At 37.6% G+C, this 16,448-nt stretch carries 17 protein-coding genes; 12 read left to right on the forward strand and 5 right to left on the reverse strand.

Annotated features, from left to right (window positions below; genetic code table 11):
• Positions 1-89 precede the first annotated feature (89 nt).
• From NPY00_RS05410 to NPY00_RS05450, 9 genes are all read left to right on the forward strand, one after another.
• Positions 90-548, forward strand: coding sequence for a hypothetical protein (locus NPY00_RS05410; protein ID WP_269021052.1), 459 nt, complete (start codon positions 90-92; stop codon positions 546-548).
• Positions 545-1,693 (forward strand): tail fiber domain-containing protein, encoded by a 1,149-nt coding sequence (locus NPY00_RS05415; protein WP_269021053.1) that lies wholly within the window; start codon positions 545-547, stop codon positions 1,691-1,693. The genes NPY00_RS05410 and NPY00_RS05415 overlap by 4 nt, the downstream gene beginning before the upstream one ends.
• A complete protein-coding gene (locus NPY00_RS05420; protein WP_269021054.1) occupies positions 1,690-2,667 on the forward strand; it encodes a phage tail protein in 978 nt (325 codons plus the stop codon). Before NPY00_RS05415 ends, NPY00_RS05420 begins: the two co-directional genes overlap by 4 nt.
• Positions 2,668-2,803: 136 nt before the next feature.
• The gene (locus tag NPY00_RS05425) at positions 2,804-3,067 is read left to right on the forward strand and encodes a hypothetical protein (protein WP_269021055.1); all 264 of its coding nucleotides are present in this window, start codon (positions 2,804-2,806) and stop codon (positions 3,065-3,067) included.
• A gap of 135 nt (positions 3,068-3,202) precedes the next feature.
• Positions 3,203-3,865 carry a lysozyme gene (locus NPY00_RS05430; RefSeq protein WP_269021056.1) on the forward strand — a complete coding sequence of 221 codons (663 nt, stop codon included), beginning with the start codon at positions 3,203-3,205 and terminating at the stop codon, positions 3,863-3,865.
• Positions 3,866-3,888: 23 nt separating this feature from the next.
• Positions 3,889-4,113 (forward strand): hypothetical protein, encoded by a 225-nt coding sequence (locus NPY00_RS05435; protein ID WP_269021057.1) that lies wholly within the window; start codon positions 3,889-3,891, stop codon positions 4,111-4,113.
• A gap of 542 nt (positions 4,114-4,655) precedes the next feature.
• Complete coding sequence (locus tag NPY00_RS05440; protein WP_269021059.1) at positions 4,656-5,030, forward strand: hypothetical protein; 375 nt, start codon at positions 4,656-4,658, stop codon at positions 5,028-5,030.
• 338 nt (positions 5,031-5,368) lie between these two features.
• Entirely contained in the window at positions 5,369-5,857 is a 489-nt protein-coding gene (locus NPY00_RS05445; RefSeq protein WP_269021060.1) for a hypothetical protein, read from the forward strand.
• Between the two features lie 1,834 nt (positions 5,858-7,691).
• Positions 7,692-8,465, forward strand: coding sequence for a DUF4167 domain-containing protein (locus tag NPY00_RS05450; protein ID WP_269021061.1), 774 nt, complete (start codon positions 7,692-7,694; stop codon positions 8,463-8,465).
• A gap of 15 nt (positions 8,466-8,480) precedes the next feature.
• Here the strand turns inward: NPY00_RS05450 and NPY00_RS05455 are convergent, their stop codons facing one another.
• From NPY00_RS05455 to NPY00_RS05470, 4 genes are all read right to left on the reverse strand, one after another.
• Complete coding sequence (locus NPY00_RS05455) at positions 8,481-8,948, reverse strand: hypothetical protein (protein ID WP_269021062.1); 468 nt, start codon at positions 8,946-8,948, stop codon at positions 8,481-8,483.
• Positions 8,949-9,072: 124 nt separating this feature from the next.
• The gene (locus tag NPY00_RS05460) at positions 9,073-9,345 is read right to left on the reverse strand and encodes a hypothetical protein (protein ID WP_269021063.1); all 273 of its coding nucleotides are present in this window, start codon (positions 9,343-9,345) and stop codon (positions 9,073-9,075) included.
• A gap of 239 nt (positions 9,346-9,584) precedes the next feature.
• Positions 9,585-10,598: a PAS domain-containing sensor histidine kinase gene (locus NPY00_RS05465; RefSeq protein WP_269021064.1), complete on the reverse strand. Its 1,014-nt coding sequence runs from the start codon at positions 10,596-10,598 to the stop codon at positions 9,585-9,587.
• A 20-nt stretch (positions 10,599-10,618) separates the two neighbouring features.
• Complete coding sequence (locus NPY00_RS05470) at positions 10,619-11,413, reverse strand: response regulator (protein WP_269021065.1); 795 nt, start codon at positions 11,411-11,413, stop codon at positions 10,619-10,621.
• Positions 11,414-11,572: 159 nt separating this feature from the next.
• On the opposite strand from NPY00_RS05470, the gene NPY00_RS05475 reads away from it, so the two are divergent.
• The 3 genes from NPY00_RS05475 to NPY00_RS05485 all read left to right on the forward strand — a co-directional run bounded on the left by NPY00_RS05475 (position 11,573) and on the right by NPY00_RS05485 (position 14,018).
• Positions 11,573-11,776 carry a NepR family anti-sigma factor gene (locus NPY00_RS05475; RefSeq protein WP_269021066.1) on the forward strand — a complete coding sequence of 68 codons (204 nt, stop codon included), beginning with the start codon at positions 11,573-11,575 and terminating at the stop codon, positions 11,774-11,776.
• A gap of 6 nt (positions 11,777-11,782) precedes the next feature.
• On the forward strand, positions 11,783-12,337 hold the full coding sequence (locus NPY00_RS05480) for an RNA polymerase sigma factor (RefSeq protein WP_269021067.1): 555 nt from the start codon (positions 11,783-11,785) through the stop codon (positions 12,335-12,337).
• A gap of 235 nt (positions 12,338-12,572) precedes the next feature.
• Entirely contained in the window at positions 12,573-14,018 is a 1,446-nt protein-coding gene (locus NPY00_RS05485) for a sensor histidine kinase (protein ID WP_269021068.1), read from the forward strand.
• 173 nt (positions 14,019-14,191) lie between these two features.
• Here the strand turns inward: NPY00_RS05485 and NPY00_RS05490 are convergent, their stop codons facing one another.
• On the reverse strand, positions 14,192-16,195 hold the full coding sequence (locus tag NPY00_RS05490; RefSeq protein WP_269021069.1) for a M23 family metallopeptidase: 2,004 nt from the start codon (positions 16,193-16,195) through the stop codon (positions 14,192-14,194).
• Between the last annotated feature and the right edge of the window lie 253 nt (positions 16,196-16,448).

A 16,448-nucleotide genomic window follows, 5' to 3' on the forward strand; every position in this document is an offset into this window, starting at 1 on the left:
GCGACAATAATTCTAGACAAAAAACGCAATTAAAGTTTCATCTTCAAAAAATATCGGCTCAGCGTCAAAAAGCTGAAAAAGCCAAAATCATGATACAACAGCAAAACACAAACAATTCTTATTCCATTCATCTGACAGATCAATGGTCATGGGACAAAATCTTGCTCTATCAAGAGGAGATCAATGAGGCCATGAAAAAATATGCTGAGCGATTTCCAGAGGATGTTTGTTTAGAAATGATGGCGAAAGAAATCCTCAATGGTCAAACGCAATTGTGGCTGATCTTAAAAAATCAAACGCAATTTCGTGCTTTCGTTATCACTAAAATTGAAATGACGCACAATGGAAAAAAACGTGTCGTTCTTTTGGATTTAGCTGGAAAAGGAGGACTGAAATTGGTGAAATTAATTGAAACGATCGAAGAATGGGCTCGAAAAATAAACGCCGATGAAGTGCTTGCCCTTGGAAGAGTGGGGTGGGCAAAAAAACTCGCTCAACACGGATACGCTACAAATCTTATTCATTATAGAAAGGTTTTAAAACCATGAGAAGAAAAAAAACGCCGCAAATTAAAACCACAACACAGACAAATGCTCCCCCTGTATGGGCACAAAATATTTTTACACAAGCGGCTGAAGATGCTCTCGATCTCTATAATAAAAACGCGATCGGTGGAAATGTTTATCAGGGAGAGCGTCATGCAGGTTTAAGCGATATAACAAACAATGCCATTAAAGGTTTGGCACAAGCTGCAGAGCAGTACAACAATCCAACACTCAATCAGTGGTTAAAGACGCCAACGCAAAGCTATAATAATCTCTCAAATATGGCAAAAGGAGAGTGGATTGGAAAGAATAATAAATTTAATGAAGCGTTAAATAATGCCCTGAGTAAAACATCCGATGCTATTAATCAGTCTATGGCAGGTGCAGGGCGCTATGGATCGGGAGCCCATACCGGTGTTCTCGCCGATGAATTAGGGGCGTTGGCAACAAAAGCAACAGCACAACAATATAATCAAGATGTCAACAATATGATGAATGCCAATCAGATGATTGATCATTCAATTCGCGATCAGATTAATGCAGCAAATACCTATTATCAAGGACAGAGTAATGCTCAAAATAACGCTTTGAAAGGGGGAATGGTTCAAGATGTGAATCAACAAAATGCTCTGAATGCGGATCGTGAAAAGTGGATGGAACAAGACAATCAAGCTTGGAATCAGCTGGAAAGGTTGCTCAATGCAGGAAAAGCAGCCGCAGGAAATTATGGAACACAAACCGATAAGTCTGTAACAATTCCTTCTGTGGCACAAAACCCGCTTCTTGATGCAAAGCGATTGCTGGGATTAGTTCAGGGAATTATTGGGCTTTCTGATATCAGGGTCAAAGAAAATATTGTGCGTGCGGGAGAAAAAAATGGATATCCTCTTTATGAGTTTAATTATCACAACAATCCTCAACGCTATCGAGGAGTCATGGCTCAAGATGTGGTGCGTTTGAACCCTGATGCCGTTTATGTCGATACCAAAACAGATTTATTTTACGTAGATTATAGCCAAATTGGCTTTGGACTCGAAAAGGTTAAACCCTCAAAAAATAAAATGTCTACATTCTTTAAAAAAATAGTGACTCTCTTGTCTTGTTGCTTTTCTCGTTTCGGCTTCCTGCAAAAAGGACATGTTTCATGAGTTCTATTTATGATTGGTCGTTGACTGCACCAGAAAATGCGCGTTCTGATGACATTATAAATTGGGCTGAAGGACAACCTCCAAGCTCGGTTAATGATAGTGCGCGTGCCATGATGCAACGCTTAAGAGAATATATATCTGATCGTGGTGGAGCGATTGAAACAAAATTCATTGTGAATAGTGATGAAAATAAAACATCAATTGCTTTAACAACAAAATCGCCTATTGCAAAATATACCAATGATATTGTCATTCGTTTCAGAGCACAAAATGAAAATGTCGGAACGACAAGCGTTACATTAAACAACTTAGCGGCACAGTCCGTTTATAAATTGACGCAAAAGGGGATAGAACTTTTAACCGGTGGAGAGTTTAAAAAAGGAGGGATTTATGAACTTATCTATCATTGTGATATCGCCGGAAAAAATTTAGGAGGATGGTATTTAACGAGTTCGAGCACTTCATTCTTTGGAGGATGTCCACCCGGTTTTATTGCTACTTTCGCTATGCAAAATCTGCCTGAAGGATGGATTTTATGTGATGGTAAAGAACATTCTCGTACAGAATATAGCAATCTCTTTGCTGCCATTGGTGAAACATGGGGAAAAGGAAATGGCACAACAACATTTAATGTGCCGGATTTGAGAGGAATGTTTTTACGAGGATTGGATAATGAAAGAGGGATTGATAAAAATCGCGTTTTAGGAAGTAAACAAGAAGAGTGTTTTAAAGCGCATACGCATACAGGGAAAACCGATGAAGCGGGAGAACATAGACACGAATATACTAAGTTAACTAAAATAAGACCAGGAGATTCAAATCAAGCGGGGACAAGACCGCGATTTTCTAGCCCTTCCGTTGATGATACCACAGAGGAAGCGGGTCGGCATAACCATACAATAACATTGGATGAAACAGGAGGAGAGGAAACACGCCCTGTCAATGTTGCTGTTGTGTATGCCATTAAAACCTGAGCACTCAACGCATGATTAATCCTGTTTGTGATGGATCCAATTTTCGGAGCATGCTGACATGAAAAAATCATGCGAAAAAATGCACTGAAATTTATCGTGATCATTATTCTAGGGAATAAAATATGAGAGGAAAATTATGGAATTGAGAAATGGAATGACGCTCTTTCCTATCAATGAAATTGAGGATCCTGGCTATATTCGTGTGCTTTTATATGCAAATGGAGAGAGAACAATTCATGCGCCTTTAACGGCATTGTTGAAACATGTGTATCAAGACATAGAGCGTAATAAAAGAAACCAAAACAAAAATTATGGTTTGTTGTTGCAGCGTGTCAATCTTTTAGAAAAAAAATTGAATGCTGTTCTCAAGGAAAATAAGAATGATTATGAAAAAAAGTAGAAAAAATAACAGGTATAAGCCTATCTAGAGATTAAGGAAAAAGAACTTATAGATAGAGTAATTTCATTTTCTACAAACATGAAAGGATGATCAACACGGAGCCCTAGGGGGCTTTTTTTTATGGGGTAAAGACTGATGCGGAGAATATCAAAAGAAGGGCTTGCGTTGATTAAACAGTGGGAGGGTTTACGTTTAAGAGCATATCAAGATGCTGTCGGGGTATGGACAATTGGCTATGGTCATACAACCAAAGCCGGAAATCCCGTTGTCAAAGAGGGAATGAAAATTACAGCAAGTCAAGCCGATGGTATTCTGCGACGAGATTTGGCACAATTTGAGCACACTGTCGAAAGAGAAGTCTTCTATTCTTTAACGGATGAGCAATTCGCAGCTCTTGTCTCTTTTTGCTATAATGTGGGAATAGAAGCTTTTTGCAATTCGACGCTCTTAAAAAAACTGAATAAAGGAGATTATGAAGCCGTTCCAGCGGAGTTGCAGAAATGGACGAGAGCAGGAGGAAAACGTTTGCAAGGTCTTGTTCATCGGCGAGCTGCGGAAGCCGGTTTGTGGGCAAAGAGGGCATATATTTCGTCTAATTATCAAACAGTGGAAAAGCCAAAGGACTCTCTTTTTCGGAATGTTGAAGTTGGAGTGCCAATCATTACTGCTTTTTCAGGGCTAACAGGAATCTTGACAGGACATGGTCCTGTGCAATGGGCTTTAGCTGCCATTATCACTATGGCGGCCATCATTGTTATTATAGTGTATATCTATCGGATGAAAGATGATCTTTTATGAACCTCATATCACGTTGGAGCGTGGTGACGAGCTTGATCATAGTTGCCGCATTCAGCGGTTTTTTTTATGGCCGCTCTTTTGAACGAACAAAAACGCTGACGCAAGCCATTTCTGCTATTAAAAATCGTGAAAAAATTGATGATAAGATTTCTACCCTTACTCCTTTTCAGCTTTGTTTGGCTCTTGGTGGGGTGCATGACGAATGCTCCACCGTCTTGCATGGGGTGGACGAGACCGCCAGTCATTAATAAACCCGCCTCTTTAGTCAAAACAGAACCCGCTTTATCTCGTTGGATTGTTGCAACAGATCACTTTGGTCAAAAACAACATTGTTGGAAATCATAAGAATGAACAATAATAAATCATAAGAATGAACAATAATGAAGTACATCTTAACGCGGTGGTATTGTCTTGAGAGTTTCTTCTTTTATAGATCTTGTGCATGCGGCTTGTGTTTTTCATGAAGTATTTTGATAAAGATAGCCTTTTGAGGCCCTATCGGTTTGTCTCTTTTTGCAAAAGAGCATTTATTGTGTTAGGAGAGCCGTTGCGGGGCGCTGTTTTCAAGATGGATTGTTTTCATAGAGCCTATGATACCGATCATATCATTGGGGAAGTGCTCAAAAAATCCCGAAAGAAATTTGTTTGATAAAAAACTGATATGAGCAAATCTTTTCGTTTTTAAACAAAGCGGTAGGAAGTGAGTTATGTGAATTTGAGAGCAGAAATCTAAGGATTTATACGCATGAGGTGATATTTATTTTAATCTATTTTGAAGAGATGAAGGATAATGATTTTTTTTAAAAAAATGTTTTTAGCTTTGATAGCGCTTATTGTCACAACAGAGATGTCTTATACGAACGATACTGCAAAAGAAGAATTTTTAATAGGTGATGCAAGCGCTGTTACAGCCTATATATCAGGAACATGTTTTATTGCAGTACAAGTGGGGCCGAATGCTGAATCGGATACAGTGTCTGGAGTATGGGATTGTTCTACACCCGGTGGGAAAAATATGCTTGAAGTGGCTACAACTGCCGTTAGTTCGAAAAAAAAGATCAAGCTGTGGTTTAAAAATCCTGTATTGAGACAAAATGGTACTACTGTTAATCAAGCAACAGGAATCGTGTTCACGAATCTGCCCAATAGTTTTAGACGAATTTAAAAGTGGCTCTGGTGCATTGGGGGGGATAAAAAAAGAGAGAATAGGCTCGATTTTTTTTGAAGCCTGTTCTTTTGAGCAGAAGAGTTATGCGGCATCAATGGTTGAATGGTGATTCACGGGGGATTGACAGCTGTATTAATAACTATTGTTGTCATGATTATAGTCTTTTTCATTAAAATATGTTGACCAGCAAGTGTCACACATGGCTATTATTATAGAATAAATACTTAATTTTTATGTAAAAGACTTGATAAGAGATGTTTTATTATGCATCTTGAAAGTATGTTGCATTGTTCCGTAATAAAAAGCTTATCTTAACGCGTTAGAGGGTTATTATATTGGTCGAAAAAAGAGTCCATGGTGCGTTAAGAGATACTGTCTTAAGGGAAAAAAAAATCCGTGCGAGGAAAAAAGTTTATCGTAGAAAGTTATACCGTACAGTCGCTTTTGTTAGTACAGTTCTTTTTTGCATAGTGCTTTTGTTTTTTTCAGTTAAAAAAGTTGTTGAGCATTTCTTTTTTAAAGAAGAAACTATACAACAGACTTTAACATCACCCAATATTCCGATCTTTGATGCGCGTGTTTATTGTAGAGAAATTGCTGCGTCTGCTGTTCCTGATATGAGAAGAGAAGTTTATCCACGCTGTTTGAATCTCGAAAAAGAGGCTTATTTTACAGTTCGAGAAATCTGGGAAGAAATTTCTGATGAGGTCAAAAACAAATGTGTGGCTCTCATTCGACCAGGAGATGGAAATTATTTTCTTTTACGAGATTGCCTGATGAATGAAATCGTGAGGGATAAACGTAAAGTCCGTTATCATTTTTAAAATCTGGAATAAACGTTCAAGATCGATCAATTTCGTTGAAAAATTATAAGAAGTGTTGATTGATAATCCTTGAATGATAGTGTGTCCTTTCAAAGGTCTGATCCTATCTTTCGCAGAGTTTTTATTATTCATTGAGAGAGATTATTTAAGATTATTTACTAAGAAGGCTGTTCGAGATTATTCCAGCTTCTTAAGGTGGTTTGAAAAGCTGAGAGTGTTGGCAAACAAAAAAGATTATTGGAAAACACTGGCGAAAGGATGTCATTCTTTCGACATGAGCTGAGCATTCACGCAGATTCGTCGTATTCAGAACATGATAAGAATATTCATATTCATGTGCGTATCATTGTACTTAGTGTATGCAATCGTTGATTAAATTTTTCTTAAAGCTATCATTGTTCGCATTGATTTTTATAAAATGATATGGAACATGGAAGTGTTATTGAAAGACACACACGATAAAAATATGAAAAGATTCATCAAGTTTTATTAATTTTGCAATAAAAATAAATTTTAATGGCTTTGATCTCAAATTGATTGAATATTTATCATAAATTTGCCGCATTGTTGTTGGATGCTGACGAAAGCTTCAGCATTCAAGCTGAAGTTAGGTGATAAAGGAAACTGCTATATTTGCTGCGTCCCCCCTGCAGCAAATAAATCTAGGGTCACCGCTCCATAGCTTTCCGGCAGTTGCAAATGCAGCTGTCGGGAATTCTGCTTCTTGAAGTTTGCTATATAGAGAGAGTACCTGTCAAGTATAAAGATTGGTTGCGGTGAGGGTTGTAATTTCTTGGTGTTTTTCAGCTTTTTATGGAACTTGCAATGCAGGGTGGGTGTTTTTACCTTAAGTTTAGGTTTTTTTGATCGTAAATGGAGTCTTGTAATGTGCCGGCGTTGCCAGTTTTGAGACGTTTGAGATGCAATTTGTGGGGAATGTTTCTTTAGTTATTTTTTCAGTGTTCACATTTTTGATGATTGAAATATGATGTTTTGCATTTCTAAGGTTATTTTGTACTTTAAAAGTTTTTCCTGTGAAAGAGGTGTTCATGCGCTGTTTTCTTCATAAAGCATAGATGTTTGTGGAGATATGAAATAAAATAAGCATTGAAAAAACAAAGTAATTATTGATTTTGTAATGATTATAAAGGTTTTCCGTTAATAAAAATCAAAGAAGGATGGTATAAACATGAACAACACAAGGGAAGGTTTTTCGTAAAAAAAGATTGAACAAAGAGAGATTTGAAAAGTGTAAGAACGAGTGATTGATTGTTTTTAGAATGCTTCGCGTGATGTGCAAATTGATATATTGATGAAAGTGAAATGTCTTTTGCAAGGTGGTTTTATGCAAAACTCTCAATGGTAGGGTTGCTTTCATGGGCAGGAGAGGTTATGCTAAATGCGATACTTGTGTGAAAAATGCGCGAATAAGGGGATATCAGCATTTTTTCAGGGATGGAAAGTCTAAAAGCATAAAGAAAATTTTCTGTTTATATGCCTGCGTGTAATGTGCATATTTTCGTTTTTTCTTTTTTCCACAAGATTATTTTTTGAACAAAATATAGCATATTTAAGAAAAAACACTTGGAGTTTTGTGTGAAAATCACTAGGGTCCTGCATGTTAGCAGAAAAAAAGGAAATTTTAGGCTTAAGTATTTCCTATCTGTTGTTTATTGTTTTCAAAAAAAATATGCTTTTTCAAATATCAGCCAAGGTTATTTGAAAAACGTAAGACGGGAAACATTCAATAACCGTGTTTTGATATAGCAAATATTTCAAAAATAGAATGAAGAATAAAATTAACTAAGACAGACAGACTCCAAAAGGGATAAATATGAGGCCACAACAAAATAGACGGGTGCGCGGTCGCAATAATAACAATAACAACAATCGTCGCGGTCCTAATCCGTTGTCTCGGAATTATGAAAGTAATGGTCCGGATGTTAAAATTCGTGGAAATGCCCAGCAAATTGCTGATAAATACATAAGTTTAGCGCGTGATGCTCAAGGAGCTGGGGACCGTGTTATGTCTGAGAATTATCTGCAACATGCTGAACATTATTTACGGATCATTCTGGCAGCTGTTGGACAAATGTCTCACCAAGTTCAACGGAGTGAAAGCAATGAGCAGGAATGTGAAGAAGTCAATGCTGCAAATGCTGCAAATGCTAAAAATGATGAAATTAAAAATAATGATGGCAAAGATGAGCTGCTACTTCAGCAAATGCAGCTAGAAAAAAAGAATGATGAACAAAGAAGAAGAGAAAAAAACGGGCGTGCGGATGATGCGTTAACGACCAATGCTTTATCAGAAGAAGTTGATAATCAGAAGCAATATGCTGCTGAAAATGATTCTGAAGCGGTTAGCGATAAAAATGCTAAAACTGTTAAAAAACCACGTCGTACTCCGCGTCGACGGACTGCCCAAGCAAAAGAGCAGGAAAAAGAAATATCATCGTCTGAACTGCCACAGATGGCATCAAAAATGATTGAAGAAGAAGTGGCTGTCGCAGAAAAAGTTGTTGAACTTCCTTTGATGACAGAAGAAGTACAGAAAAAACCACGTCGACGTCGGGTTGTTGCTGCTTCAGCAGAAGAAAGCGTTTAAACGTTTAAACGTTTATTATGGCGTTTCTGTTTGTAGTAGAGAAGATGGTGAGGGTGTGGAATCGGTTATTTCAACAGAAAGAGTTGAGATAAGTTCACCTGTATAATAATTATAAATCATGAACTGTGTTTGACCATTGGGTGTTAACACGTGTAACATGATATTCTTTTCTGAAAGACTGTGTGAAAGAATTTGTGTTTTTTCTGGTAAACGCAAAGTGTGCGAGGTGATTTCTGAACCAGTATTTGGTGCTGAAAAGAGCTTTGTGTCTTTTGTAGCAGGTTCATGGGCTATAATTTTATAGATAACCCCCCCAAGCACAGCAAGAATGAGAGCAATTGTAATTGAAATGGAAATAAGCATTAAACGCATAAGCTTTTTTCTAATTCGTTCCACTGCAGGATCTAATGGGTCGTTTGAGGACAACAAACTGTTTTCTTCTAGTGAACTTTGTAGAGAGTGAACGTGTTTGTTATCCGCCATGGACCTATCCCTTTTTATTTTTTTTAAAATATCGGGCGAATTTATGCGTTTAATGCTGTTTATGCAATGGTTTGCTGAGCAAAAAAGAGTCAAATGACACAAAACTATCTGTTGGCGGGTTTGTTCATGGTTTATTTTGGCTGCGTAAAAGAAAATGGCCATGGTTTGTTACAGACCAAATAAGATCTATTTTTTCCAACTGTAAATTGGTGTGTATGTTTGTACATTGAGCAAAAATCTGTTCTCCATGAGGAGAAAATTTTTTGACCAAAGGGATCATTTGCTGTTCACAAGCTTGTACGGTTTCATAAATCTTGACCATTGTATTATTAGAGTAACAGCTTTTAAGATCATCTGTACAAGCAACTAATAAAAGAATTGAAACAAGAGGAGCCATAAAAATATCGATCTTGAAAAATTGGCAAAACATTGAGATATTTGCCAGCAAAAAAGAGAAGACGTTCTCGAGATTAAACGATCTCAAATGTTTTTTGTTCCCATGAAGAGGATGTGGAAAAGCGTTATTTGAGCAAAAAATATTTAAATGCACAGCGCATTTCAAAAAGGAGTAAAGATATATTTTTCTTTATCTAGAAATAAACCAAGCTGTATAGAAGGGTATACTTCGTTCTTGTTCTATAAAAATACATCAAAATGAGTATCAGGAACAGAGAGACAATACATAACACCTTTTTCTGTTAGCGTTAAAGAAGCTGAGCCATTAACAGAAATAGGGACGATTTTTTCCAAAACGGCACTTCCAAAACAGGTTTGCTTTTGCTTAGAAAGAATGGTTTGTGGTGCAAAATTTTCGCTCCAGGTGATTAAGAGATGCGTATTTTTATTGGTATTTTTTTGAATTTCGCAACACACAGAAACATTTCCGCCTTCTTGTGATAAAGCACCAAAAGAAAGTGAATTGATAATGAGTTCATGAAAAGCCAAACCGATATGTAACGCGGCATTTGGAAAGAGATAGGGATCGACTCCTGTAATTGAGAATCTTTCCATTTCTTTGACTAAATAACCAAAAATTTGAGATTGTACGAGATCCCGAAATTGAGCACCTCGCCAGTCAGAATCAGTAACAAGATCTTGAGAGTGGGAAAGAGAATGGATTCGTCCTTGAAATTTTCGTAAAAAAACTTGAAGCGATTCAGTATATCGGGCGGTTTGGCTTGCTATACTTTGAATGATAGCCAAAAGATTTTTAGAGCGATGACTGACTTCTCTGAGCAATATTTTTAAGACTTGCTCACGGCGGCGTAATCCTGAAATATCAACACCTGTGGTGATAATTCCGATAATTTCTCCATTGTCATTGCGATGACAATCAATAGAAAATTTATACCAAATATCTTGCTTGGAAACATTCTCAAAGCGCGCTTCGATGGTTTGCATTATGCCAGTTGCTAAAACCTGTAGCTTGATTGTTTCCATATTATCTGCAAGATCACGCGAAAAAAAATCACTATCGCGGCATCCTATGCGCCATTTATTACGCAAATGTTGTGGTAGATTTTCAGACCACACATAAACTAAATTAGGTGTTTGATATAAAACACAAATATCAGCGCCATTGATGGCTTGCATTAAAGCGCTCAGACGCGATCTGTCTATGTGTGGGGTAGAAACAGGAGTCATCATCATGATCAAAATTTTGCTGCGTTTTAGGCAGCTTTGGAAGCATTTTCTTGGAAAAATAATGCTTGTGAAATGAGTGCTTTTACCATATCAGGATTAAACGGTTTTGTAACGAGAAAAGTAGGTTCAGGACGTTCTCCTGTTAGTAATCTTTCAGGAAAAGCTGTGATGAAAATAACAGGAATCTGCTCCTTTTTCAAAATATCATTAACGGCATCAATCCCAGAACTGTTATCCGCTAATTGAATATCCGCTAAAATAAGACGTGGTTTTTTCTGATGATACATGACGACAGCTTCATCACGCGTGCGGGCAATGCCGACAACTTTGTGGCCAAGATTTTCAACCATTTGCTCAATATCCATAGCAATGAGAGGTTCGTCTTCAATAATCATAACCTGCGTGGCAATTTGCTGAGAAATATCCAGAGAGGCTTGATTCAGAAAATGACGAAATTCTTGAGCATCAAGATTCATAATTTCACCTGCCTCACGCTCATTAAATCCTTCTACAGCAACTAAAAGAAAAGCTTGGCGTGCTCGTGGTGTCAGATAGGATAGTTTTTCATGCGCTTTTTTCTCAAGATCAAATTGGGATAAAGGAATGGCGATATTGGGCGTAGTTTGGTCAAAAAGGTGGCAAAAAAGTTGGTAAACTCCAATACGATCGCTAGATGCTTTTGGAAAAATAGAGAGATCAACAATAAGAGCTTCTAACATCGCAGCGACATAAGCATCTCCAGAAGATTGGCTGCCAGTTACAGATCGAGCAAAACGTCTAAGATAGGGAAGATGTGATGCGATGCGCGTTGATAGTGACATATGTATGACTCCTTTGTCTTTTGTAGGCGCTTTATTACTCAAAATTCCCAATACACAAAAAAGTTCCTTCCCCCGTATGGAACTTTTTAGATGAAATTATATTTACAACCATTAAGGGATAACCTTCTTTTTACACTATATGGGTTAGGGGGATAAAAAATGAACAATTGTGGTGAAAAAAATCTCACCAATTATTTCGCGCTTGAAGATGATATTCTTGGCACAAATAGTGAAATAGCGCTGAAGCTGCGTCAATTTTATATGAACATTCAAGAAGAAACTATTCCTGTGCATTTGCTGGAGCTTTTAGAAAAGCTCGATAAAGCTGAGCAAATGAGTTTGAATCGTGCAGAAAAGGCTTAATCTGCCATGACAACAAGCACGAAAAACTTTAAACAAGAATTGCTCTTATCTTTGCCAGCTTTGCGCGCTTTTGCTATTTCTTTGTGTAACAAACGCGATAAAGCAGAAGATTTGGTTCAAGATACCATCATGAAAGCGTGGGCAAAGCAAGAAAGCTTTGAAATGGGAACCAATATAAAAGCTTGGCTTTTTACCATTTTACGGAATGAATTTTATACTCAAATCCGTAAAGGAGGAAGAGAAGTTCAAGACAGTGAAGGAATTTTTACTCAAAGTATGGCCGTTCATCCCACTCAATATGGATCTATGGATTTACAGGATTTTAAAAAGGCCTTAGATATGCTTTCTTCTGATCAAAAAGAAGCCATTATTTTAATTGGAGCCTCTGGTTTTTCTTATGAGGATGCTGCGGCTATTTGTGGTTGCGCCGTTGGAACAATTAAAAGCCGCGTGAGCAGAGCGCGTCATCGTTTACAGGAGCTTCTTCAAGTCAATGGTGAATCCGATTATGGACCGGATTCTTATTCTGCTGGATGCACATTGTGCTCATTTAATGGCTAAAAAAGCGTAATAATTATGATTGAGAACCTTGTTTTTTTTATTCTCGTCATAGCTATTAAATAAAAGTCCTCATTTTAAGAAAATTTAAAATGTATGGCATATGCACCCTTGGGGAGAATAAAGAGAAACTTATATGCAGGTGCCAAGAGGGCTTTTTCTTGATGTTCTAATTGATCAGGCAAATTCCCCTCTGTGCTGAAGAATGACGATTGTCAGGTTCGCCAATGGAAATTATATGACAACAAAAACAAACTTGCTTCCTAAAAAAATAGCTTCTACTTCAGCAACATCCCATTGGCGTTGGACGGCAATGATTGTTTCTCTTTTGATGGCATTTTTAGCATCAACTTTTATTGTCCTTTTATCAAATGCTGTTGATCGCGAGATTTCTCGATTGAACATTAGTTCGGAGTTGCGTGAACAAGCAGATTTGGTTCTGATTAGTTTAATTGATATGGCAGCAGCTGACAGAAGTTATGCCAGTAGTCACAAAATGGAAGATAAAGCACGCTTTGAAAGTGCGGTACGCAATCTCAATGATATTCTTGATTATACGGCGCTGATTGTTTATTCGCATCCACAATGGTATGAATGGTTTAATGCGTTTAAAAAGGAAGTTGAAACGCGCAAAGCTATTATGAGCACGCATATGATGACTCTTGATGATTTGATCGAAGAGACGCAAAATCTTCCCACTTCCTCTGAAATCGCAAAGATGCCCATTGCTCATTTAGCACAATTGATGACAAATTTCATCAATGGAGATGATATTGAACGACAAAAACAGCGTGAGGGAATTGCTGTTATGCGTGCTGCTTTAACGTTAGCAGCGATCATTTCTGTTGTGAGTACTTTTATTTCAGCCTTTTTTGTCATTAATCGTTTTCGTCGTGATGTCCGCTATTTGAAGATATATCAATCATTGCTTTATAGTGAAAATACAGCTCTTGAGGCACGTGTGAAAGAGCGAACACGTGAATTGGAAAAAGCACGTAATCATGCAGAAAAAGAACGCCAACGTGTTGAGATTTTATTGCAGGATGCAAGCCATCGCATTGGAAATTCTCTTGGTACGGTATCCTCTCTGCTAGGATTGCAGTTAAATCGGAGCAAGAATGAAGAAGTAAGATCTGTTCTTGGTGCAGCACGTGATCGTATTCAAACAATCTCAACGGCTCATCGTCGGTTGCGCTTGAGTGATGATATGGAAACAACTTTATTGGCAGAGTTCCTTAGTTCTGTTGTTCATGATGTTGAATTAGCGGTTCCTTTTGAATTACGCGAAAATATAACGATTCACACGTCTTTCAAAGATTGTCGTTTATCTTCTAGAGATGCCACAACGCTTGGAATTATTTTAGGTGAACTCCTAACAAATTCTTTAAAACATGCTTTTCCGAATCATCGCGCGGGGCATATTTATATTTCTTTTGGTCCCCAAGCCAATGGTCAGATGGTTCTTATTGTTGAAGATGATGGTGTGGGCATGAGTCACCAAGATTCAGAACAAAAAACCGGCCTTGGTCGCTTAGTTGTAGAACAGCTTTGTATGCAGTTTGGGGAAAAATCTCTTTTTGAAACATCTCATCTGGGGGGAACAAAGGTCACAATTCCGTTACCAAAACTTGCAACGAGTGATTCAAAAGACTCATCGTCAGATGATTTACCTTTTGTTTTTTAATCATTTAAAAAAGTGTTTCTACTTTATTTTTATTATACTTTAGTTGTTCTTCTTTTTTGTAAAAAGAAAGACACTATTTTTCATGGGAAAGAGAAGTTTCAGCTTCTCTGTATCATTGATGATGGGAAACTCCATGGAGAAGAATGCACGTTTTGAAAGGGAGGAAAGATCCTTTAAGCATCATTTTCTAGTTGTGTTACGGGACTGTTGATTAAAGCATCAATATTGTGTTTTTCTCGCAAAAATGCTTGAAGATCTTGGTTCGTTAAAGCTTTGCTATCAGGGAAACGGATCCGCATGGGATCCACTTTTGTCCCATTGACAATGATTTCAAAATGACAGTGAGGTCCCGTTGCCATTCCTGTTGCTCCTACATATCCAATGACTTGTCCTTGTCGAACATAGACTCCCGGTTTTATGCCTGGAGCATAGCGGCTTTGATGCGAATAACTACTGACATAGCCGTTGGCATGTCGAATTTCTGTATGGTTTCCATAGCCTCCTGCAACGCCTACTCTTGTCACAACTCCATCTCCAACAGCAATGATGGGAGATCCTTTTGGAGCAACCCAATCAACACCTGTATGCATGCGAACATACCCTAAAATAGGATGTTTGCGCGCTCCAAAGGGTGAACCTAAAACACCATTCGGAATAGGTTTTCTGAGTAAAAATGGTTTTGAGCTTTTCCCTTCTGAATCATAATAATCGATACTGCCGTCATTTGATTGATAAAGATAATATTTGTATGTTACTTTGCCAAAGGTTGCACTAACATAACGAATTTCAGGTTTTGCATAAGCTATTTGTTTGCGTGCTTTGGTGTTTTTGTTTTTATTATTTTTTTCAGTGTTTTTTTGTTCTGGAATGGCATAAAATATTTCGAGCTGATCGGTTGGCGTTATGCGGCTTTTCATATCAATATTGGTTGCCAGCAAACGAATGAGACTCAGAGAGATGGATTGTGGCATGTGATGACTGAGAACAGCATGATAAATAGCATCGTAGACTGTTGGCAATTTTGCTGCACTGATATAAGAATGTGGAATGCCATTTTGAAGTGCCGCTTTAAGCGCATAGGACATTTCTGGTTCTGTGCTTTCAACAAATTCATTCTCATCATTTAGAGCAATAGTGAGAATATGCCGCATTCCTTGATAAATGCTCACGCGGACAAGGTGATCTTCTTCTCCCTGTTGAGTAATCACACCAATGCGTAAAAGACTTCCCTTTGCTAAAAGTTCAGAATCATTGGCTGCCGTTAAAGCCGCGTCGATTTGTTCCATTTGTTCTTTTGTATAATTGAGTTTTTTCAGAGCATCCCATATTCGTTGTTCTTTTTGAATGGGGATAATGTCTTCAGCATAATTTTTTGAGAGATCGATTCGATGATTTTGTGGTGAAACTGTAACATTTTCTTGAATAATGCGTACTTCAGGGGCATCGGTCAATTTTGATGTCGACGATAAGCTTTCAAGTTGTAAAGGGTCGATAAGTGTAAGAATTGAAAGAGGATCATTTATTTTTTCTAAATTAAATCCTGCGCTTTGTAATTCTTTTTGCACGTCATCTTCTGTGAGTCTATCTGAACCATCAAAGTTTATTTGCTGTACAATAAAATCACGGTTGCGTAAGATTATTGTTGTTTGCACTTTCGCACTATAGATATGCCCAGAGATATGCTCAGTATCTTTTTGCTGAGTCATTTGATTTTGTGCGTTGTCTGCAAAAATACTTAATGCATCAAATTTAGGATAAGTATATTGCCCTGGGCGTTCTTCGGCTAATGCCATCCTGATCCATTGAAATTTTTGAGTTTGAACAATTTTTGCATCACCTTTTTGTTGAAGAACCGATAATTCGAATTGGCGCTTACTATCAAAACTTTGTCGGGCGTGCGTTGGAGCAATACGATCCCCTTTATAACCATTGGTATTAGAATCTTGTTTTCTTGACCAGTGTGACCAAGTGAACCATTGAGGTGTTTTGCCTAATAATTTCTGTTCATCTAAAGCTGTAAAAAGTGCAATTCCCATTAAAATACAGGAAGTTACTCCCGTGAGAATCGTTCCAGCAAGCCAACGAATAGAAACTTGCCGGCGGTCCGGAAGAGACCGCGTGACTAGGAGAGCGGGATCTTGTCCTGGGTCGTTTTTTTGATGTTGATTATCCCACATGGATCTTCATTATGCTTTCATCTTTAAATAGTGGTTATTACAGGATGAACAGAAGTTAAAAAGCTAACACGGCTTGGACTGTTTATACAAGAGTTTGATTGTTTTATCGAACATGGAGCAATTATATTAAAGTAAAGCCTATTATTCTCAAGAATAAATTAAACAGAGACAGCATAATTTGATAAAAAGTTATTACAAACTTTCACAAAGACAGAGTCAATGCTTTGTGTTTGTAATTTTTTTGCTAGTTTTG

Source organism: Bartonella sp. F02 (assembly GCF_026929975.1).
Lineage (GTDB): Bacteria > Pseudomonadota > Alphaproteobacteria > Rhizobiales > Rhizobiaceae > Bartonella.